This window comes from Psychrobacter sp. KCTC 72983, from assembly GCF_014280455.1.
Taxonomy (GTDB): Bacteria; Pseudomonadota; Gammaproteobacteria; order Pseudomonadales; family Moraxellaceae; genus Psychrobacter; species Psychrobacter pacificensis.
Genome location: NZ_CP060390.1, coordinates 494,580 through 516,034 on the forward strand (window position 1 = coordinate 494,580; position 21,455 = coordinate 516,034).

The 21,455-nt window shown below is 45.9% G+C and carries 12 protein-coding genes, 4 tRNA genes and 3 rRNA genes; 8 read left to right on the top strand and 11 right to left on the bottom strand.

All coding sequences use genetic code 11. The features are described 5' to 3' along the window. Positions 1–91 precede the first annotated feature (91 nt). From leuS to PSBA01_RS02030, 7 genes are all read left to right on the top strand, one after another. Entirely contained in the window at positions 92–2,779 is a 2,688-nt protein-coding gene (gene leuS / locus PSBA01_RS02000) for a leucine--tRNA ligase (RefSeq protein ID WP_071003262.1), read from the top strand. Positions 2,780–2,829: 50 nt separating this feature from the next. After that, positions 2,830–3,543, top strand: a complete 714-nt coding sequence (locus tag PSBA01_RS02005) for a hypothetical protein (protein ID WP_228724619.1) — start codon at positions 2,830–2,832, stop codon at positions 3,541–3,543. 161 nt (positions 3,544–3,704) lie between these two features. Further along, on the top strand, positions 3,705–4,790 hold the full coding sequence (locus PSBA01_RS02010) for a DNA polymerase III subunit delta (protein ID WP_186474918.1): 1,086 nt from the start codon (positions 3,705–3,707) through the stop codon (positions 4,788–4,790). A 279-nt stretch (positions 4,791–5,069) separates the two neighbouring features. Further along, positions 5,070–6,389: an efflux RND transporter periplasmic adaptor subunit gene (locus tag PSBA01_RS02015; protein ID WP_186474919.1), complete on the top strand. Its 1,320-nt coding sequence runs from the start codon at positions 5,070–5,072 to the stop codon at positions 6,387–6,389. A gap of 250 nt (positions 6,390–6,639) precedes the next feature. Continuing rightward, on the top strand, positions 6,640–8,589 hold the full coding sequence (locus PSBA01_RS02020) for a MacB family efflux pump subunit (RefSeq protein WP_228724661.1): 1,950 nt from the start codon (positions 6,640–6,642) through the stop codon (positions 8,587–8,589). Positions 8,590–8,782: 193 nt separating this feature from the next. Beyond that, a tRNA-Lys gene (locus tag PSBA01_RS02025) sits at positions 8,783–8,858 on the top strand. A gap of 135 nt (positions 8,859–8,993) precedes the next feature. Continuing rightward, positions 8,994–9,069, top strand: a tRNA-Lys gene (locus PSBA01_RS02030). 77 nt (positions 9,070–9,146) lie between these two features. Here the strand turns inward: PSBA01_RS02030 and PSBA01_RS02035 are convergent. After that, positions 9,147–9,935, bottom strand: a complete 789-nt coding sequence (locus PSBA01_RS02035; protein ID WP_186474921.1) for an MBL fold metallo-hydrolase — start codon at positions 9,933–9,935, stop codon at positions 9,147–9,149. A gap of 254 nt (positions 9,936–10,189) precedes the next feature. After that, positions 10,190–12,277 (bottom strand): catalase, encoded by a 2,088-nt coding sequence (locus tag PSBA01_RS02040; protein WP_186474922.1) that lies wholly within the window; start codon positions 12,275–12,277, stop codon positions 10,190–10,192. Positions 12,278–12,702: 425 nt separating this feature from the next. Between PSBA01_RS02040 and PSBA01_RS02045 the strand changes: the two genes are divergently transcribed. After that, positions 12,703–13,494, top strand: coding sequence for a dienelactone hydrolase family protein (locus PSBA01_RS02045; RefSeq protein ID WP_186474923.1), 792 nt, complete (start codon positions 12,703–12,705; stop codon positions 13,492–13,494). Positions 13,495–13,613: 119 nt separating this feature from the next. On the opposite strand, the gene PSBA01_RS02050 is transcribed toward PSBA01_RS02045, so the two are convergent. The 9 genes from PSBA01_RS02050 to PSBA01_RS02090 form a co-directional block, all read right to left on the bottom strand. Further along, a complete protein-coding gene (locus tag PSBA01_RS02050) occupies positions 13,614–14,273 on the bottom strand; it encodes a DUF938 domain-containing protein (RefSeq protein ID WP_201587827.1) in 660 nt (219 codons plus the stop codon). 67 nt (positions 14,274–14,340) lie between these two features. After that, on the bottom strand, positions 14,341–14,802 hold the full coding sequence (locus PSBA01_RS02055; RefSeq protein ID WP_071003252.1) for a flavodoxin family protein: 462 nt from the start codon (positions 14,800–14,802) through the stop codon (positions 14,341–14,343). A 4-nt stretch (positions 14,803–14,806) separates the two neighbouring features. Further along, a complete protein-coding gene (locus PSBA01_RS02060; RefSeq protein WP_093071462.1) occupies positions 14,807–15,220 on the bottom strand; it encodes an OsmC family protein in 414 nt (137 codons plus the stop codon). Positions 15,221–15,292: 72 nt separating this feature from the next. Further along, entirely contained in the window at positions 15,293–15,697 is a 405-nt protein-coding gene (locus tag PSBA01_RS02065; protein ID WP_186474924.1) for a hypothetical protein, read from the bottom strand. Positions 15,698–15,965: 268 nt separating this feature from the next. Continuing rightward, positions 15,966–16,079: ribosomal RNA gene (rrf, locus tag PSBA01_RS02070) — 5S ribosomal RNA — on the bottom strand. A 162-nt stretch (positions 16,080–16,241) separates the two neighbouring features. Further along, positions 16,242–19,095 (bottom strand): 23S ribosomal RNA (locus PSBA01_RS02075). A 340-nt stretch (positions 19,096–19,435) separates the two neighbouring features. After that, positions 19,436–19,511 (bottom strand) — tRNA-Ala (locus PSBA01_RS02080). Between the two features lie 96 nt (positions 19,512–19,607). Continuing rightward, positions 19,608–19,684: transfer RNA gene (locus PSBA01_RS02085), tRNA-Ile, on the bottom strand. 73 nt (positions 19,685–19,757) lie between these two features. Then, positions 19,758–21,294: ribosomal RNA gene (locus tag PSBA01_RS02090) — 16S ribosomal RNA — on the bottom strand. Together the 16S, 23S and 5S rRNA genes with 2 tRNA genes alongside form the textbook arrangement of a ribosomal RNA operon. Positions 21,295–21,455 lie beyond the last annotated feature (161 nt).

Sequence of the window (21,455 nt, forward strand, 5' to 3'; positions counted from 1 at the left end):
ATGCTATGGCATTGTCAAATTCCACCTATTTTGAACAGTATTAAACAAATCCGTATTAAATAAATCAGTATCAACCAATTTCGAGCCGACTATGAGCAACGCCGTGACAGCAGACCAAACCGACAACCATCATTATAACCCGCAAGCGATCGAAGCCGCTCAGCAGACCAAATGGGCCACTGACAAGCGCTTTGAAGTCAGCAATGAGCCAAGCGACAAGCCAAGTCGTTACATGCTGTCGATGTTCCCTTACCCAAGCGGCAAGCTGCATATGGGCCACGTACGTAACTATACGATTTCTGACGTCTTAAGCCGTTATTATCGCCTAAAAGGGTATGAGGTCATGCAGCCAATGGGCTGGGATGGTTTTGGCTTGCCAGCTGAGAACGCCGCGATTGCCAATCAAACGCCACCTGCTGCATGGACGTTTGCCAATATCGACAATATGCGCGCGCAGCTTAAATTGCTAGGCCTGTCTATTGATTGGTCACGCGAGTTTGCCACTTGTAGCCCTGAATACTATCAGTGGGAGCAGTGGCTATTCTTGCAGTTGTACAAAAAAGGCCTAGTGTACAAAAAGCTATCGACGGTCAACTGGGATCCCGTTGATAATACTGTCTTAGCAAACGAGCAAGTCATTGATGGTAAAGGCTGGCGTAGTGGTGCGGCAGTCGAAAAACGTGACATCCCCATGTATTACTTCAACATCACTGACTATGCCGATGAATTGCTCGACGATTTGGATCAACTAGAAGGTCACTGGCCTTCTGAAGTATTGACCATGCAGCGCAACTGGATTGGTCGTAGTGCCGGTATGGAAGTACATTTCCCTTATGAGATTGCTGGCGAAGAAAACACCTTAGATGTGTTCACCACTCGTCCTGATACTTTGATGGGCGTGACTTATGTCGCCGTTGCCGCAGAACACCCACTCGCACAGTACGCTGCTGAAAAAGACGACATGATTGCCCAATTCTGTGCGATGTGCAAAAAAGGTTCAGTGGCTGAGGCCGATCTCGCCAAAGCCGAGAAAATCGGTATGGATACCGGCCTGACCGTCACTCATCCACTGACTGGTGAAGAAGTGCCTGTTTGGGTCGCCAACTATGTACTGATGAGCTACGGCTCAGGTGCAGTGATGGCCGTGCCTGCTCACGATGAGCGTGATTATGAATTTGCGGTAAAGTACAACCTACCGATTAAACAAGTCATCAATACCCCTGATGGCTATTTTGATGATTTAAAAGCAGATGCTAAGGCAAATGATAGTGAAGTCAATCTTGCTTATACCGAGCGCAACACTCTGGTCAATTCAGGTGAGTTTGACGGTTTAGATTTTGAGCAGGCGTTTGATGCCATGCTTGCCAAACTTGAGCCAAAATCGCTTGCCAAGAAAAAAATCCAATACCGCCTGCGGGATTGGGGCGTGTCGCGCCAGCGCTATTGGGGCTGCCCTATCCCAATGATCAACTGTGAGCATTGTGGTACGGTTCCTGTTGAAGAGCAAGACTTGCCCGTTGTGTTGCCAACCGACGTCGTACCTGATGGTCGTGGTAATCCACTCAAGAATATACCAGAGTTTGTCAATACCACTTGTCCTAAATGTGGTAATCCTGCTGAGCGTGAGACCGATACCTTTGACACATTCGTGGAGTCAAGCTGGTATTACGCCCGCTTTGCTAGTCCAACTGACACACAAAACATGGTCAACAAGTCTGCTGCCAATAAATGGCTGCCAGTCGATCAATACGTGGGCGGTGTTGAGCATGCAGTGATGCATCTGTTGTATGCGCGCTTCTTCCATAAGCTCATGCGAGATGAAAACTTGGTCACTGGCGACGAGCCATTTGCCAACCTAATGACGCAAGGTATGGTACTCGCTGGCACCTTCTACCGTGTCAACGCGGATGGCAGTACCACTTACTACTTTGCAGAAGACATCGATATCGACTACAACGACCGTGGACAGCCGATCAAAGCGACCTTAAAGCTGGATGGTCAGCCAGTCACGATTGGCAAAATCGAAAAAATGTCTAAATCAAAAAACAACGGTGTCGATCCACAGCTGACTATTGATAAATACGGTGCGGACACGGTTCGTCTATATACACTATTTACCGCACCTGCCGATCAGACGCTTGAATGGTCAGATGACGCGCTAAAAGGCCCTTACAACTTTGTGAAAAAAGTATGGCGCATCGCTAATGATCACATGCAAGCGCTAACGGCAGCTAATATCAGTATTGATACGCTGAACGGTGCGACATTGAACAAAGAGGGTCTGAGTAAAGAAGCCAAAAACTTACGCCGTAAAACGCACGAAACCATCGCCAAGATTGATAGTGATTTGGGTGATCGTTTAGCACTCAACACTCCAGTATCAAGCCTGATGGAACTTGCCAACGAGTTGACTGCCTTTAACGCCAGTAGCGAGCAAGAGCTACACGTTAAACACGAGGCGTTGACCAATCTGCTGATTATGCTTTCTGTCTATGCGCCGCACGTTGGTGAGCATTTGCTTGAGCAGCTCGGCCTTGATACTTTAACCTTAGATTACCCAACTGTTGATGAAAGTGCGCTGGTACAGGACATGATCACAATGGTCGTTCAGGTCAATGGTAAAATGCGTGGTAAGATGGATGTCGCACCCAACAGCGATCCTGAGCAACTAAAAGAGCAAGCTCGAACGATGGAAAGCGTAGCAAAGTTCATCACAGGCGAGATCAAAAAAGAAATCGTCGTACCCAACAAGCTGGTTAATATCGTGGTTGCAGGCTAGTCGCCTAGGCTTAGTGCTCTAAGCCTTTTTATCATATGAGGATAGCGTTTATGTCGTATAAGCATCGAGCTTGGCAATCACAACCAACGCCAAGCGCACTGCACTTTGGTACAAAACAATCTGGTGGAAAGAAGATTGCGACGGCATTGCTCACAGCATTACCTATGTTTGCGATATTGGGTGCAACGGCAGGTCTAAGTGGTTGCGGTTTTCAGCTACGCGGCTATGATTCGCCAATGCTGCTCAATGCCAACAAAACAGCCGTCATTATCGAAGACAATCGCACCTCATTTCCTCTAAAATTGCCATTGACGAGTCGCCTAACCACGTTAGGTGTCGATGTCATTGATAATATGACAGTTGATGATGTGATTCGCAGCAATCAACAAGCTGGTGCTAAACCGATTGCAGCGATCGATATCAGTAACGTGCGTTTTAAACGTTACGAGTTGGTGGGTGTATTGACAGAGATTCGCTTGGTACTCTCTGCTGATGTCAGCTACCAGACGATCGAGAATGGCAAGCCCGTCACGCTTACCAATCCCATTCAAGTCGAGCGTAGCTATCAATACAATGAAGCATCCGTCAGTACTGATGACCAGCAAGGCGACCAGGTTCGTGATTGGCTCTATGACAGCTTAGCACGCCGTATCACGGATCAATATGTGGCGATCTCCTTGCCAAAAGTTGCACCTGCTGCCAAGCAGTCTGTACTGATGAATAAAGGCGCAACGCCAACGGTTGTCGTCGTACCTGAGAAGTAACTTTTAACAAATACTGTTATTAAGCTCTATCATTTGCAGCCATTTAAGTATGAAGAACAACGAGCGTACGCACTAACTTAGTCAGCTAAGCAAGTTCGACAGCGCTCGTCATATTTTTACAAATGCTATCATCTGCTTACCAACCTGTGTCCTACCACGCTATGCAAAACACCTTTATACAAGCTTATCCAAAACTCCTGCAATCTTCGGTTGCGGTAGCTGGCTTGTGGCTGGCGCATGGTGACGAGCCACTACTCAGTCAATGGCTGATTGATGCGCTGCGTCCACATTGGCGCGCGCAAAACTACGCCATCAAACGTATAGAGCTGATATCGGTGAAGAGTTGGCAAGAAGTATTGTCAGAGCTTGGTAGCCAGTCTCTATTTGATGATGCGAGTGCGGTAATCGTGACTGGCAATCATAAACCTGATAAAGCAGTTATTGCTGAGCTTGAGCGCTTTGCTGTTGAGGCGCAAACAGGTGCGCACAGTCATAGCGTATTATGGCTAACACCTAAGCAAGACAAACGCAGTCAGAGCAGCAAGTGGTTTGCCCCTTTTGCTCAATACGGCACTGTCATTGATTGCAATTTATACAACGAGCAGCAGCGCCAGCAGTTGTTGCAAATACAAGCTCAGAAGTTTGGATTACGACTGTCACAAGAAGCGTGGCAACTTCTTATGTCACACACTGAGCACCATTTACTCAGTGCTTATCAAACGCTATGGCGCCTGTCTTATCTGTTTGCACCGCAATTAGCTACTAGCAATAGTGATAATAATGAAGATAACGAGCACTCTAATAGTTTTACACAGCCGGTAAATAATGTGGCATTGGATATTGCAGACTTACAAGCAGCCTTAGTCAGCGACGCGCAATTTAGTGTGTTTGATTTGTCTGATGCGATGCTCGCGGGTAATAGCACGCAGGTTGCCAAAATTATGTTTCAGCTAAAGTCGACCGATGAGCCTACTACTTTAGTACTCTGGGCTATTAGCAAAGACATGCGTCAAATTATGCAACTGCTGGATGGTCAAGACCCTCAAGCATTAGGCATTTGGCGTAGTAAGCAAGGGTTATACCAACAAGCGTGCCGCCGTCAGTCAAAAGAACAAACGAGCGAATGGCCTGCTCTGCTCTATCGCTGTGACCAAGCCATCAAAGGCCTTATTCGCCAGCCAGCATGGGAGCTGTTATTGCAAGCAGCATTGGAGCTAGCTGGTAAGCGCTTGTTTGCGATGCGATAGACGAGTCGCTAATGATTGGGCATGCCTTTCTATTTTTTCCCCTTTCTATTACTTTTTTGTCAAAGTCATCCTACTGAAAACATTTTCTAAAACACACCCCTTTGTTATCCATTGCTAAATATATTCTTTCTAATATCCCACCATTAGCAGCCACTTATTTTCTGTCATGTTATCTGTACTACATAGGTCTTAACCTTTCGTAAACTAATTATCATTCCCTTTCGTACATGAAGTCTCTACTATATCTACACTTGATTTAATTGTGATTGGATTGTTGTCATGCGCAAAATAAGCAGAAAATCTGCTATTAAATGGGGTGTCATCACCTTAATTATCGTAGCATTAGGGGCTTTGGCCTATACTTTTTTAAAACCAGAAGAAACCGCACCTAACTATTTAACCGCAACCGTTGAAGTCGGTGATATTGAAAACAATGTCATGGCGTCTGGTAAAGTAAAAGCGTTAAATACCGTTGATGTCGGCGCGCAGGTATCTGGCGAGGTAAAACGCCTGTACGTTGAAGTCGGTGACGAGGTACAAAAAGGCGATTTGATCGCACAGATTGACCAAGTGACCCAAAAAAACAACCTGAGCAACGAACAAGCCAGCCTTGAGCAAAGTGAAGCCGCGCTACAAAGCGCGCAAGCAGAGTCGCTCAGCAAACAGGCAGCACTAAAAAGTGCCTATTCCGATCTTGCTAGCCGCCAATCTGAGCTCAAACAAGCACAGTCTGATTTTGCGCGTTTGCAAGACTTAGTCGCTATCGATGCTATCTCACAACAAGAATATGACACGCAGGCGACCAGTGTCGAGACAGCAAAAGCAGCCGTTGCCAATGCACGTGCGGCTATCGACACAGCTAAAGCCGCAATTGCGACCACAGAAGCCAATATCAACAGTCAGCAAGCAGCATTACGCAAATCACGAACTAACGTCAGTACTGCTGAAGAAGATCTAAGCTATACCACGATTCGTGCACCAATATCAGGTACAGTCGTTTCTATTACGACTGAGCAAGGTACTACGGTCAATGCTAACCAAACGGCGCCCACATTGGTGACGTTAGCAGATTTATCGACCGTACGTATCAACGCGCAAATCTCAGAAGCTGATGTCATTAACGTCAGTGCTGGTATGCCTGCTTATTTCAATATTATCGGTAATCCAGACAAACAGTATGATGCGACATTAACCGCTATCGAACCTGCCCCAGAGCAGATCAGTAGCACCAGCTCGACAGACGCTGCTATCTATTACGTCGGCTACGTAGAAGTACCAAACCCTGACCGCTTGTTCCGAATCGATATGACGGCACAGATATATATCATCGTCAACGAAGCCAAAAACACTCTATTAGTACCATCAACAGTGATACAAGAAAAGCGAGCTAAAGAGAAAGGCAAATCAACAACGGGCAAGTTTGTACGTGTATTAAAAGATGACGGAACCGTAGAAGAGCGTACTGTAGAAGTCGGTATTGATAACCGAGTAAATGCGCAAATCTTAAGTGGTTTGAAAGAAGGGGAAGAAGTAATCATCAGTGAAGAGAGCGGTAAGAAATCAGATAGCGGCCGCGTACCTGGCGGACCTCGAATGTAACTTGTGCTTTGACTATGTTGAGTAAGAAAGGCTTGCTAAACATAGCAGCCCTTTCATAACAACACTATAACGCTTATTAGCCTTTATTAAAGACACTGCTATGACTATATCTCAATCTCCTAAACCGTCGACTGAAGATAGCTCTGAAAGTAGCACGGCTCAAAACTTAGGGTCACACACTTCTGCTAATCGCTCAAACAACTCAGCAAAAACCAATACCGCTACCCACTCTGCATCAGGCAAGCCCATTATGGAACTATCTGGCATTATCAGAGAGTTCCCTGCTGGTGAGCAAACCATTCGCGTCTTGCATGATATCAGTCTGACGATTCACCAAGGTGAGATGGTCGCTATCATTGGACAGTCAGGCTCTGGTAAGTCCACCTTGATGAATATCTTGGGTTGTCTAGATCAAGCCACTGCTGGTGATTATAAGATTTATGGTCAATCCGCTCGTAAGCTTGATGCCGATCAGCTAGCAGAACTGCGCCGTGAGCACTTTGGTTTTATTTTTCAGCGCTATCATTTGCTTGGTGATATCAGTGCCAAAGACAACGTCGCCGTCCCTGCCGTGTATGCGGGCATGGATACCGAGGCACGCACCAATCGTGCTGAGAAGCTACTAACTGACCTCGGCCTTGGCAATAAGGTCAACAATCGTCCCAATCAGCTCTCAGGTGGACAGCAGCAGCGTGTTTCTGTCGCTCGTGCACTGATGAATGGTGGCGATGTTATCTTAGCAGATGAGCCAACTGGTGCCCTAGACAGTAAGTCTGGCGAAGATGTCATGGCGATTTTGCATGACCTCAGCGCACAAGGTCATACCATTATCATGGTCACTCATGATCCAAAACTAGCAGCACAAGCAGAGCGTGTGATTGAGCTCAAAGATGGCCATATCATCGCTGACTATCAAACTGAGCATTATAAGCACACAGACAAAAAACCAGAATCTATCCTTGGCGAGCATCGCAAAAGTGCCTTTGGTAGTTTTATTGATCGACTGCTTGAAGCGTTCAAAATGTCTTTGCTTGCCATGCGCGCGCATAAGATGCGTACTCTACTAACGATGCTCGGCATTATCATCGGTATTGCCGCAGTCGTATCTATCGTAGGTCTTGGACAAGGCTCTCAGCAGCAAATCCTTGCCAATATCAGCTCATTAGGTACCAATACCATTACCGTCAATGATGGCTACCCTAGAGGCGATCCTAGACGCCGCTATAACGATGACAATTTGACACCAGAAGATGCAGAGGCGGTCGGCAATCAGCCCTATATTATCAGTGTCAGCCCTCAGGTAAGTGCCAGCTCTAGTGTCCGCTATCGTAATATACAAGAGGATGCTACTGTCAATGGCGTTGGTGAAGACTATCTAACCGTCACTGGTGAGACATTAGCACTTGGCCAAGGATTTGATGCAAAAAGCATTACTTTACGTAGTCAAGATATCATCATCGATGACAACGCTAAACAGACCTTTTTCTCAGATATTGATAACCCTGTTGGCGAGGTAATATTGGTTGGTAGTGTGCCTGGACGCGTGATTGGCGTACTTGAAGAGAGCGATGGTGGCTTTGGTCCCAGTGTAACGACGCCTACTATCTATATGCCTTATACGACAGTGATGTCGCGCGTCACCGGTAGTACCAACATCGACCGCTTTGTGGCGTTGTTAGATGATAGTATCTCTTCTAGTGCCGCAGAGACGGCCATCTCTGACTTGATAGAAAGTCGCCATGGCAAAGATGACTTTGAGCTACGAAATTCAGACTCTATCCGTCAAACCATTGAGTCGACGACAGGTACGATGACCCTACTTATCTCATCAGTTGCAGTTATTTCGTTGATTGTTGGTGGTATTGGGGTCATGAACATCATGCTAGTCTCTGTCACCGAGCGCACTAATGAGATTGGTGTTCGTATGGCAGTAGGTGCGCGTCAAAGCGATATCATGCAGCAATTTCTCATTGAGGCCGTTCTAGTCTGTATCCTAGGAGGACTGATTGGTATTGGAATGGCATTTGCCATTGGTGAGCTGATTAATAGTGTGGGCGGTGACAGTTTCAAAGTCATCTACTCACCGACTTCTATTATTGCCGCATTTGTTTGCTCGACATTGATTGGCGTAGTATTTGGATTCTTGCCAGCACGTAATGCTGCCAAACTAGATCCTGTTGAGGCGCTTTCTCGAGACTAATAATTGAGTATTGACTCGCTTTAGCCAAAAATAGAGCAGTCAATATCGATATAATGGCAAAATTTAAAGAAACTGGAATAAATTGGCAATTTTATAAGAGAATTACACTTTTTTTATCCTGTGGGGTTGTAATTGTCAGAATTATATATATAATGTGCTCTCACGTTTAGGGATACAAACACTTCAAACGTTAGGGCTGTTAGCTCAGTTGGTAGAGCAGTTGACTTTTAATCAATTGGTCCCGCGTTCGAGTCGCGGACAGCCCACCATATTTTAGTTTAACCTTTATTCATCGTTCTACCCTATCCGGTAGTTGTTTAATAAAGTTAAGTTTAAAAAGCTCTTTTTTAAATGAATTACTCTTGCGAAGCTAAAATTGCAGTGCAATTTTTACACGCTTCTCAGGGCTGTTAGCTCAGTTGGTAGAGCAGTTGACTTTTAATCAATTGGTCCCGCGTTCGAGTCGCGGACAGCCCACCATATTTGAAAACCCCAGTTACTACTATAACAGTAACTGGGGTTTTTTTCGTCTGGGGTTTTTGATCGTTATTTTATCTCTATTTACTCTTGCGACGTTTAAAGAGGTTAAAATCGTTTTTCTTACGCCATAACAATTTATGTGTGATCGTATCTTTAATCGTGCGCGGATACTTGGGTGCTTGAGCGATGAACGCATCAAACTCTACCTCACTCATCGCCCGCTCTCGACCATGTGCCATCATTACCATTGATGGTTTTAAATCTCTGATTTTTTTTAACGATTGCTTATAAGCCTTGGGATCATAGACAGGAAATGGCGCCACAAACTTATGGCGCAATTTGATGATGAGATCAGCCGTATATACCTGACGACTGGGCAAATGAAATAAAGACAGATCACGATCCGTATGCCCAGGCGTCTCTAACACTTGCCATTCATCAAACTCTGGGACAAAGTCACCGTCTGTGACAGTAATGTCTGGCTTTAGGCTTGCCGAATAGTACAGACTTTTGAATGGGCGACCTTGCCGCCGCGCCACATAGTACGCAAGATTCATATCGACAAAATGCATCGCTCGTCCACCAATACCGCCGTACCACTGACTTTTCTTGTCAGCAGAGATAATGCGGCAGCCAGTCTCTTGGCGAAACTTGCGCGCACCACCCGCATGATCCGGATGCATATGGGTGACCACCACCACTTTTAGGTCTGTTATCGGCCTATTTAGAGTATCTTTGATATACCCAAGTACCATTGGCACATCGGCACGGCAGCAGCCGTCTAGTAGCATGATTTTATCTGGATACACCGCAAGGTAGCTACTTTGGATATAGCCCTCTAGACGTACAATTTCACACGAACTCATTTATCATCCCTGATCATTTGATCCTAGTGTCTTTGTATTTTTAGTATAGCGATAATCAATACAAAACAAATCGTTTTCAGTGAACGCTTGTGGCTATAGATAAGGTTGATAATAGTCGCATAATTCGTAACATCATTAATGACGACGTTTATACTTCAAGTAAAAACGCAAAAAACCCAGCGCTTAGGCTGGGTCTTCTAAATTAAGCATTTACTTTATAGATTTAAAGCTTATCCCATCAATTACGCTATCAACTATGCAAGGTCGCGGACCTTAGGCTCACGCTCCCATAGACGAGATTTTGCATTTTCTACAAAGCTGTCAAGCTCAGCGAGCGGTGTGATAAACTCATCTTTTTCTACAGGAAGTTTACTTAAGATAAACTCATCCGTTGCACCGCAATAAGCAATGGCTTTACAGTGTACATAAGCATCAGTGAACCAATCTAGCGTTGAGCTATCCTCCGCCAGTTTCTTAGCTTGATCCGGCATAATGATACTCACTACCGCATCGAAGAATACTGATGGTGCACCAGCGACACGCTCATCTGCTTGGATACGCGTATCGTCGTCAAGCTTGACTTCTTTGCTAGGAGCAACAATTTTGACCATACCGCCTTGAGCGTTAATAGCCTCTTCAAACTTCTTAACTTGCTCATGGTTTGATCCTTCAGCTACTAAGATACCAACCAAACGGCCTTTTAGTGATTTAGGCGTACGACCAATCGTTTGCAGAGGCTTAGAGGTGTCCATATCTTGTACTGGTGCTGCTGGTTCTGCCGCTTCTGGTAGCTCCATACCTAAGGCATTGGCAACACGATTAGCTAGATCTTCATCAATATTGATAAGGTGACTGAGCATACGGGTACGTACATGAGGAGTATCTACTTTGCCCAGCTCAAATGCGTAGGCCGTCGCAATATGTGCCTGCTCAGCTGGGGTTTGGCTACGATAGAACATACGTGGCTGACTATAGTGATCAGCGAAGCTCTCAGCACGGATACGACCTTTTACGCCATCGTCCAGTTTTTCATGAAACGAGTTAAAACCTTTTTGAGGACTTTCACGTGGACGGTCTAGATCTAGACTTTGAGGCTCATAAAGGACACGAGTCTTAGGCACTTGCATTTGCATATGACCGTCTTGCTGGTTATTTGCAAATGGGCATTTAGGCGCATTGATAGGAATCTGAACAAAGTTTGGTGAGCCCAATCGTGACAACTGAGTATCTAAGTAACTAAATAGACGGCCTTGTAATAAGGGATCGTTACTAAAGTCGATACCAGGTGGTATATGCGATGGACAGAAGGCTACCTGCTCAGTTTCTGCAAAGAAATTATCTGGGTTACGGTTCAGTACCATTTTACCGATGATTTTCACGGGCACTAGCTCTTCTGGAATCAGCTTAGTGGCATCTAAGTGGTCAAATGGAAACTCATTGGCCTCTTCTTCGGTAAAGAGCTGTACACCAAGCTCCCACTCAAAATACATACCATTTTCAATCGCTTCATACATGTCACGGCGGTTATAATCAGGGTCAGCACCAGATATTTTTACAGCTTCATCCCAAATAAGCGACTGTACACCTGCTACTGGTTTCCAATGATAACGGAAGAAAGTACTCTTACCTTCTTTGTTGAGCAAACGGTAGGTATGAATACCAAAACCTTCCATCATGCTAAAGCTACGCGGCAATGCACGATCACTCATCAGCCAAATCAGGTTATGCATCGTCTCTGGGCTTAGCGAGACAAAGTCCCAAAAGGTATCGTGTGCAGAGGCCGCTTGCGGAAACCCGCGATCCGGCTCCGGCTTGACTGCATGAATGAGATCAGGAAACTTAATGGCATCTTGAATAAAGAAGATCGGCATATTATTACCGACTAAATCCCAATTACCTTCTTCTGTGTACATCTTGACTGCAAATCCGCGTACGTCACGGGGCGTATCCTTTGAGCCTTTATTACCGGCAACGGTCGAAAAACGGGTAAAAAGTGGTGTTTGTTTACCCGTCTCAGTCAAAATTTTGGCCGTTGTATACTCTTCTAATGATTCGGTCAGCTCAAAATAACCGTGTGCCGCACTACCACGCGCATGGACGATACGCTCAGGGATACGCTCATGGTCAAAGTGGTTGATCTTTTCACGTAGTACAAAATCTTCTAATAGCGTAGGACCGCGTGCGCCTGCTTTTAGTGAGTTTTGATTGTCGCTGATAGCCACGCCTTGTTGGGTAGTCAATACTTTGGTGTCATCACCTGCGCGCTGATGGGTTTCGCCCCCATTGCCGCGTTCAGTATTCATATCTTTGGCTGGGTCGGTATGATCGATATTATTATTCATAAAACATCCTATCTAATGAGTAAAATAGTCTCTTCTAAGACCATTAAAAATGTGCTTACACAGGTGTTGTATCCTTTGGGATAATACTGACTTCATCTGTCGATTATCTGTCTGTGATGCTGCATGACCAATTATTAAAAAAGATAAAGGAATAAAAGGCATACGGTTTATCTTACCCAAAAACTAAGTCGCTTATAGTTGCGTATATAGTGAAAGTTGTTGATGTTTGGTTAAAGTTTACGTGCGCAGTCACTCAACCGCTTGACGGCTTTTGAGCCAGCCTAAACGTTAACAATCCAATCTTGTAATTTAGTTATTCTTTAAGGTATGCTTTATGGCGTACTAGAGATCATCGATAAATAACATTGGCATGGTTTTTAGCCATATATTTATCTCTTTTTTATATAACTATAAGGCTATCGACTATGTTACCAACTTCGAATTTCTCGTCCAAAAAACCTTACCGCTCATTATTGGCGGGTGCATCAATGGGGCTCCTGGCATTGACCATCAGCCAAACCGCTGCCGCTATCACGACCAAGAACGTCACTTATACAGTGGATAACCAAGCATACGAGGGCTATTACGCCAAAGCCGATAAGCCCTACGCTCCTTTTATCTTGTTGATTCATGACTGGGATGGTCTAACCGACTATGAGCGCAAACGCGCTGATATGCTAGCGAATGAAGGTTACAACGTACTGGCAGCAGACATGTTTGGGCAAGGCATTCGTCCGACCTCTGTCGAAGAAAATAAGCGTTTAACAGGCGAATTGTATGACGATCGCAACAAAATGCGCCGCATACTACAAGGTGCATTGAATGCTGGACGACTGGAGGGCAATGATGTGCGCAACGGCACGACCATGGGATACTGTTTCGGTGGTACGGTTGCATTAGAGTTAGCACGTTCAGGCTTCCCGCAAAAAGCCTTTGTCCCCTTCCATGGTGCCTTTGATACTCCGACTGGTCAAAGTTATGACAAGACCACTGGCGAGATATTGGTATTCCACGGCTCAGCTGACCAGTCTGTCTCTCTAGAGAGCTTTGCAACGCTAGGCAAGACCTTGGAGGCCGCCAACGTACCGCACGAGATGATTACCTATAGCGGTGCACCCCATGCCTTTAGCGTATTTGGTAGTGACAGATATGATGCACGCGCCGATGAGCGCTCTTGGAAACGTTATTTGGACTTTTTGGCAGATGAATATAAATAATCTAGCAGCCTAAAAAATATCCGGTAGCGTATCTCAGGCACTATATAAGTAATCAAGAAAGATACCTCAATTGCGATCTTTTCATGACCTGTTGGGGTGTCTTTTTTTGCGTCGAGTATTTAATGTTTTTGAAAGACCAATAGCTGATTATTGGCAGGCATCGTATAAGTTTTGCTAAGCGCTAAATAATTAGTATTGGCCAAACTGACAATATCTTCCTTATGACGGATACCGCTTTTTGGGTCGCGCTGGCTCAGACTGATATCAAATCGCTGATTGCCCGTACTGGTATAGCTGCCATGTTCGTTAAATGGGCCATAGACAATCAGCTTACCATCCACAGGTAACGCATCACCAGCCAGTGCAAATAATTTTTCGACCAACGCCCAACTGATGATATGTAGCGTATTTGCCGTAAATATCGCATCATAGGGCTTGGCTATATTGCTATTTACTGACTGACTATTGATAGGTAGAGAATCGTAAGCCAAATCAAACGCTAATGGTAGAGATAGATTGGGCGCAGGATAAGCATGATACCAAGCCGCTATATGACGATGGTTGCTCGTGACATCGCTGGTTTGCCACTGTATCTCAGGTAAACGAGGAGCAAAGTAAACACTATGCTGACCCGTTCCAGAGCCAATCTCTAGCACGTGCTTAAAGCCTTGTAGCTCGTTTTGCAATACTTCTAGGATAGGCTGCTTATTGTTCTCGCACGCTTGAGAGAATGGCAACGCGTCGATATCCACTTGGCTGTTTAGATGATCGTTTTGCACGGATACTCTCCTCAGACTGCCCGTTACCTTTGCAGTATCTTTCGCGAATTATTGGCAAAATATGCTACTAGTAAATACCCGCTTCAACGCCAGCGGCTAACGTCATGGCAAGCTCTTTTACTTGGTCAGCAAAGCTGTCCTGCCACTCACCTTGTAGTATCAGCGCCTCTTGAATCCACGACCAACGCAGCCCCGTCGTGATCGTCTTTATTGCAAGCTTGGTACCCGTACCATCATGCCCTGCACGTATATATAGTGCAAATGGCATGCCTTGCTTTTCTTCTAGCACAGGATAATAACAGCGATCAAAGAAGTCTTTGGTCAGCCCTGCCATATACGCCAGATTTTCAGTCGTGCCTAATAGCAAAGCATCAGCAGCCAACACATCTTCAGGCTGCGTGTCCTGCGGCGACTTCAAAATCACATTGATATCTAGATCAGGATGATTGGCACCACCATACGCCGCTTGCGCCAACTTCTCAGTATTGGGTGACGGCGCATGAGCGACAATCAATAACGTTTTTGCCATAGCATTAAAGGCCACGAGCAATACGGAACGTTAAGTTCTGCGTGATATCAGGGTGGATGCTGTTGGCGACTGGACAAGTCAATGCGGTGTTATAAAAGATCGTTTGCGTTCTATCATCAAGCTCCTTATTAAAGGTCACGATGATATGGATCTCGCTCACGCGTCTTGGATCAGCGGCCATAACTTTGGTCACTTCAGCCGTGGTGCCTACAAGGTCAATATCCATGTCACGGGCTTTGATACCAATAATGGTCAACATACAACTGGCCAAACTGGTGGCTAGCAAATCAGTCGGTGAAAACGCCTCGCCCTTGCCTTGATTGTCCGTTGGGGCATCGGTGATGATTTCATTATTTGATTGCAAATGAATGGCGGTAGTGCGCAAATCGCCTTGGTAGGTTACTTTTGAGGTAGTCATAGGTTCTTTCCTAAGCTAAAATTCAGAAATATACAATCCACTATAAGGTTCAAATAGTGGTTTTATAATGAATCACCAAACTATATTATCAGTATAAAGTAGGTTTTTATACTTGATAAAATCTGAAATTTTAAATAAGGACTTATTAGAAACTGTTAATTCCCATATAGCACTGTATTGGAACCATGGATCTAATAATATTTGAATAGTATCTTCATTGATTAACCTTAGTCTTTCTATCCAGCAAAACTGTTCTGTTTTAAATTTTGTGAGCTTATTATTTCCCTCATAACAGTCCCAAAAAGTTAAATGCTTACCAGCTACGATTGCATATTTGTTATTTGGATCAATTAAAGCACAAGATAGACCATCGTAAAAACTATCAATAAATAAGATATCGCTGCTTTCTTTATCGATGAGATATGCATCTTCATAGCTGTCATATAAATACAATTTATCCGTTTCTTCTAATATCATCAGATTATCTCAATAAACTTTCAGTTGACCATCTATAGTTATAAATTATTATCAATAAATAAGCCAATAAAAAAGCCCTCTTTCGAGTGAGCGGGGGCTTTTAGGTATAAGAGGCTAGTGATGATTTGGGCAAGGAAAGAGTTGGAGAACTGCTTTGATGCGAGCGAAAGATAAAACCATTTAAATAAAGAGATTTTCTAGGGAAGTCAGATAAGTTTAAGACAAAAAAAGCCCCCAACACTAAGTTGGGGGCTAATCAGGAATAGAGAGCTGACGATGACCTACTCTCACATGGGCGAACCACACTACCATTGGCGCAACGATGTTTCACTTCTGAGTTCGGGAAGGGATCAGGTGGTGCCATCGCGCTATTGTCGTCAGCAAAGGGGGTTAGATATGAGTCTGTTTGTGTGACTTTTGATAAGTACCACTTACCCTAACTGAATCAAGGTTAACGGTGATATCGAAATGTTCTGTCTGTTTCTATAGCCTGGGCTATACAAGATAGATTAATTAGACTTGATACAAACCACTTGGGTGTTGTATGGTCAAGCCAAACGAGCAATTAGTACAGGTTAGCTACACACATCACTGTGCTTCCACACCCTGCCTATCAACGTCCTAGTCTTGAACGGCTCTTTGGGGAAATCTAATCTTGAGGTGGGCTTCCCGCTTAGATGCTTTCAGCGGTTATCCCATCCGAACGTAGCTACCGGGCAATGCCATTGGCATGACAACCCGAACACCAGTGGTTCGTCCACTCTGGTCCTCTCGTACTAGGAGCAGATCCTCTCAAATTTCCAACGCCCACGGTAGATAGGGACCGAACTGTCTCACGACGTTCTAAACCCAGCTCGCGTACCTCTTTAAATGGCGAACAGCCATACCCTTAGGACCTGCTTCAGCCCTAGGATGAGATGAGCCGACATCGAGGTGCCAAACACCGCCGTCGATATGAACTCTTGGGCGGTATCAGCCTGTTATCCCCAGAGTACCTTTTATCCGTTGAGCGATGGCCCTTCCATACAGAACCACCGGATCACTAAGACCTACTTTCGTACCTGCTCGACTTGTGGGTCTCGCAGTTAAGCGCGCTTTTGCCTTTATACTCTTCGACCGATTTCCGACCGGTCTGAGCGCACCTTCGTACTCCTCCGTTACTCTTTAGGAGGAGACCGCCCCAGTCAAACTACCCACCATACATTGTCCTCGGTATTGTGATACCTGAGTTAGAACCCCAACATGACCAGGGTGGTATTTCAAGGATGGCTCCACCAAGACTGGCGTCTCGGTTTCAAAGCCTCCCACCTATCCTGCACAAGTCAGGTCAAAGTTCAATGTAAAGCTGTAGTAAAGGTTCACGGGGTCTTTCCGTCTAGCCGCGGGTACACAGCATCTTCACTGCGATTTCGATTTCACTGAGTCTCTGCTGGAGACAGCGCTGCCATCATTATGTCATTCGTGCAGGTCGGAACTTACCCGACAAGGAATTTCGCTACCTTAGGACCGTTATAGTTACGGCCGCCGTTTACTGGGGCTTCGATCAAGACCTTCGCTTACGCTAAGCCCATCAATTAACCTTCCAGCACCGGGCAGACATCACACCCTATACGTCCACTTTCGTGTTTGCAGAGTGCTGTGTTTTTAATAAACAGTTGCAGCAGCCTGGTATCTGCGACTGCCAGCAGCTCAAGGAGCAAGTCCTATCACCACCAACAGCGTACCTTCTCCCGAAGTTACGGTACCATTTTGCCTAGTTCCTTCAGCAGAGTTCTCTCAAGCGCCTTGGTATTCTCTACCTGATCACCTGTGTCGGTTTAGGGTACGATTCGTTTATAACTATTGCTTAGAAGCTTTTCCTGGAAGCATGGTATTTGCCACTTCGCTGTACATGTACAGCTTGCTATCAGATCTCGGTATAGAATAGCCCGGATTTACCTAAGCTATAAACCTACATCCTTTCACCTGGACAACCAACGCCAGGCTGACATAACCTTCTCCGTCCCTCCATCGCATCATAAACAAGTATCGGAATATTAACCGATTTCCCATCGACTACGCCTTTCGGCCTCGCCTTAGGGGTCGACTCACCCAGCCCCGATTAACGTTGGACTGGAACCCTTGATCTTCCGGCGTGGATGCTTTTCACACCCATTATCGTTACTCACGTCAGCATTCGCTCTTGTGATACCTCCAGCATGCTTTACAACACACCTTCACAGGCTTACACAACGCTCCCCTACCACTTGAAACAAATTCAAATCCGCAGCTTCGGCTCCTAGTTTGAGCCCCGTTACATCTTCCGCGCGGGCCGACTCGACTAGTGAGCTATTACGCTTTCTTTAAAGGATGGCTGCTTCTAAGCCAACCTCCTAGCTGTCTATGCCTTCCCACCTCGTTTCCCACTTAACTAGGAATTTGGGGCCTTAGCTGGCGGTCTGGGTTGTTTCCCTCTCCACGATGGACGTTAGCACCCACCGTGTGTCTCCCGGATATCACTCATCGGTATTCGGAGTTTGCATCGGTTTGGTAAGTCGGTATGACCCCCTAGCCGAAACAGTGCTCTACCCCCAATGGTGTTCGTCCGAGGCGCTACCTAAATAGCTTTCGGGGAGAACCAGCTATCACCGAGTTTGATTAGCCTTTCACCCCTATCCACAAGTCATCCCCTGGCTTTTCAACGACAGTGGGTTCGGTCCTCCGGTGCCTGTTACGGCACTTTCAACCTGCTCATGGATAGATCACTCGGTTTCGGGTCTATACCCTGCAACTAGTCGCCCTATTAAGACTCGGTTTCCCTACGGCTCCCCTAAACGGTTAACCTTGCTACAGAATATAAGTCGCTGACCCATTATACAAAAGGTACGCGGTCACCCAACAAGTGGGCTCCCACTGCTTGTACGCACACGGTTTCAGGTTCTATTTCACTCCCCTCACAGGGGTTCTTTTCGCCTTTCCCTCACGGTACTGGTTCACTATCGGTCAGTCAGGAGTATTTAGCCTTGGAGGATGGTCCCCCCATCTTCAAACAGGATTTCTCGTGCCCCGCTCTACTTAATATGTTAACGCTAATGTTTCGAATACAGGACTATCACCTACTATGGTCAGCTTTCCCACGCTGTTCTTCTACATTAGCATTAATCGGCTTCTCCCCGTTCGCTCGCCGCTACTAGGGGAATCTCAATTGATGTCTTTTCCTAAGGGTACTGAGATGTTTCACTTCCCTCGTTCGCTTCCTAATAAATTAGGATACCTACCTTATGGTAGGTGGGTTTCCCCATTCAGAAATCTCCGGATCACAGGATATTGCCGCCTCCCCGAAGCTTATCGCAGGCTGTCACGTCTTTCATCGCCTCTGACTGCCAAGGCATCCACCATGTGCGCTTCATTACTTGACCATACAACCCCAAGTAGTCTTTCGACTTCTATGTGTCATACAATCTAATTATGATAACGATATCACCTATGTTTATACGCTTGATTCAGTTCTCTTTACTTTTTTAATAACTCACCCCTGGGATAACAAACAATGTCGTTAAGAGGTGAGTTATTAAGGTTAAGATGGGCGCGTGAATACGCTCATCCTAACCCAGACTCATATCTATGTTTTTAAATAGTTCCTATGCTCTCGTCGAGTCATAGTTTTCTGTATAAAACAGAAAGAAGTAATCGTGTGCAAATCACTTGTTTCTATTTGATACCTATTTTATTTAGCACGCTAAGCTTAGCTGTATGTAGTGGTGGAGCCAAACGGAGTCGAACCGTTGACCTCCTGCGTGCAAGGCAGGCGCTCTACCAACTGAGCTATGGCCCCTGAGCGAGGATACAATCGAAGCACTGCTTCGATCCGAGCGCAAGAGGAAATCCCTTAAAGCGGATTTACTTAGGGCTCTTTCACCTACATTAATAATGGTGGGTCTAAGTGGACTCGAACCACTGACCCCCGCGTTATCAACACGGTGCTCTAACCAGCTGAGCTACAGACCCTAATACGTCCTAAAACGTAAGCTTAAACTAAAGAACAACTTGTTGTGAATTCTTGCTGAGCGAATGCTGTCTATAAGGAGGTGATCCAGCCGCAGGTTCCCCTACGGCTACCTTGTTACGACTTCACCCCAGTCATCGACCACACCGTGGTGATCGCCCTCACTAAGTTAGGCTAACCACTTCTGGTGCAATCAACTCCCATGGTGTGACGGGCGGTGTGTACAAGGCCCGGGAACGTATTCACCGCGGCATTCTGATCCGCGATTACTAGCGATTCCTACTTCATGGAGTCGAGTTGCAGACTCCAATCTGGACTACGATAGGCTTTTTGAGATTCGCATCACATCGCTGTGTAGCTGCCCTCTGTACCTACCATTGTAGCACGTGTGTAGCCCTGGTCGTAAGGGCCATGATGACTTGACGTCGTCCCCGCCTTCCTCCAGTTTGTCACTGGCAGTATCCTTAGAGTTCCCACCCGAAGTGCTGGTAACTAAGGACAAGGGTTGCGCTCGTTGCGGGACTTAACCCAACATCTCACGACACGAGCTGACGACAGCCATGCAGCACCTGTATCACAATTCCCGAAGGCACTCTCGTATCTCTACAAGATTCTGTGTATGTCAAGACCAGGTAAGGTTCTTCGCGTTGCATCGAATTAAACCACATGCTCCACCGCTTGTGCGGGCCCCCGTCAATTCATTTGAGTTTTAACCTTGCGGCCGTACTCCCCAGGCGGTCTACTTATTGCGTTAGCTGCGTCACTAAGTCCTCAAGGGACCCAACGACTAGTAGACATCGTTTACGGCGTGGACTACCAGGGTATCTAATCCTGTTTGCTACCCACGCTTTCGAGCCTCAGTGTCAGTATGATGCCAGGAAGCTGCCTTCGCCATCGGTATTCCTTCAGATCTCTACGCATTTCACCGCTACACCTGAAATTCTACTTCCCTCTCACCTACTCTAGCCTAACAGTTTCAGATGCAGTTCCCAGGTTAAGCCCGGGGATTTCACATCTGACTTATCAAGCCACCTACGCTCGCTTTACGCCCAGTAATTCCGATTAACGCTTGCACCCTCTGTATTACCGCGGCTGCTGGCACAGAGTTAGCCGGTGCTTATTCTGCAGCTAATGTCATCGTCCCCGGGTATTAACCGAAGAGTCTTCTTCACTGCTTAAAGTGCTTTACAACCAAAAGGCCTTCTTCACACACGCGGCATGGCTGGATCAGGGTTCCCCCCATTGTCCAATATTCCCCACTGCTGCCTCCCGTAGGAGTCCGGGCCGTGTCTCAGTCCCGGTGTGGCTGATCATCCTCTCAGACCAGCTACAGATCGTCGCCATGGTAGGCCTTTACCCCACCATCTAGCTAATCCGACTTAGGCTCATCTAATAGCGAGAGCAACAAGTTGCCCCCTTTCTCCCGTAGGACGTATGCGGTATTAATTCGAGTTTCCCCGAGCTATCCCCCACTACTAGGTAGATTCCTAAGTATTACTCACCCGTCCGCCGCTCGACGCCTGATAGCAAGCTATCATCGTTTCCGCTCGACTTGCATGTGTTAAGCCTGCCGCCAGCGTTCAATCTGAGCCATGATCAAACTCTTCAGTTTAATCTTGCTTGAAGTCTTCACTATAAATAGTAAGACGACTTCTAATCTTGGCTCATCTAATCTGGCAAAATCGCTCGTAATTATGTTCGTAATGAATTAACTTTGAGTTTTTCTGCTGTCTTAAATGATAATTTTTATAGTTGGTGTTCTACCGAAAAGAT